This window comes from Exiguobacterium sp. s35, assembly GCF_018617535.1.
Taxonomy (GTDB): domain Bacteria; phylum Bacillota; class Bacilli; order Exiguobacteriales; family Exiguobacteriaceae; genus Exiguobacterium; species Exiguobacterium aestuarii.
Genome location: NZ_JACSKI010000013.1, coordinates 1 through 766, shown reverse-complemented (window position 1 = coordinate 766; position 766 = coordinate 1). Strand labels below are relative to the sequence as shown.

At 50.8% G+C, this 766-nt stretch carries 6 tRNA genes and 1 rRNA gene; all 7 read right to left on the bottom strand.

Going from position 1 to position 766, the window contains the following annotated elements:
• Nucleotides 1-100 precede the first annotated feature (100 nt).
• Nucleotides 101-176: transfer RNA gene (locus KNO75_RS14975), tRNA-Ala, on the bottom strand.
• Between the two features lie 13 nt (nucleotides 177-189).
• A tRNA-Pro gene (locus KNO75_RS14970) sits at nucleotides 190-266 on the bottom strand.
• Nucleotides 267-272: 6 nt separating this feature from the next.
• Nucleotides 273-349, bottom strand: a tRNA-Arg gene (locus KNO75_RS14965).
• A 32-nt stretch (nucleotides 350-381) separates the two neighbouring features.
• Nucleotides 382-468: transfer RNA gene (locus KNO75_RS14960), tRNA-Leu, on the bottom strand.
• 41 nt (nucleotides 469-509) lie between these two features.
• Nucleotides 510-585 (bottom strand) — tRNA-Thr (locus KNO75_RS14955).
• 9 nt (nucleotides 586-594) lie between these two features.
• Nucleotides 595-670, bottom strand: a tRNA-Val gene (locus KNO75_RS14950).
• Nucleotides 671-678: 8 nt separating this feature from the next.
• A 5S ribosomal RNA gene (gene rrf, locus KNO75_RS14945) occupies nucleotides 679-766 on the bottom strand; the annotation flags it as partial.

The window sequence follows — 766 nt, the reverse complement described above, 5'->3', positions numbered from 1 at the left end:
ATAGCTCTTAAATTGACGAAGCTTGCGCTTCATTCAAAAATTGTAAAACTTATTTTTGCCTCATCGTTCAGTTTTCAAAGTTCGTCTGTGAAAATAAAATTGGTGGAGCCTAGCGGGATCGAACCGCTGACCTCCTGCGTGCAAGGCAGGCGCTCTCCCAGCTGAGCTAAGGCCCCATAAAAGTGATGATGGTCGGGAAGACAGGATTCGAACCTGCGACCCCTTGGTCCCAAACCAAGTGCTCTACCAAGCTGAGCTACTTCCCGTAAAAATGGTGCACCCTGAGAGATTCGAACTCCCGGCCTTTAGATTCGTAGTCTAACGCTCTATCCAGCTGAGCTAAGGGTGCGAGACGAATAATCATCATGGGAAAAATATTAATGGTACCGAGGGCCGGACTTGAACCGGCACGAGGAAACCCTCGCAGGATTTTAAGTCCTGTGCGTCTACCAATTCCGCCACCCCGGCAAGGTATAATTTCTAGCGGTAGACTTTTTGAAAAGATCAAATGGTGCCGGCGAAAGGATTCGAACCCTCGACCCTCTGATTACAAGTCAGATGCTCTACCAACTGAGCTACACCGGCAGGTGTAAATGGTGGAGGATGACGGGATCGAACCGCCGACCCCCTGCTTGTAAGGCAGGTGCTCTCCCAGCTGAGCTAATCCTCCAATATGTAGCCTGGCAACGTCCTATCCTCACAGGGGGAGATCCCCCAACTACTTTCGGCGCTGAGACGCTTAACTTCCGTGTTCGGCATGGGAACG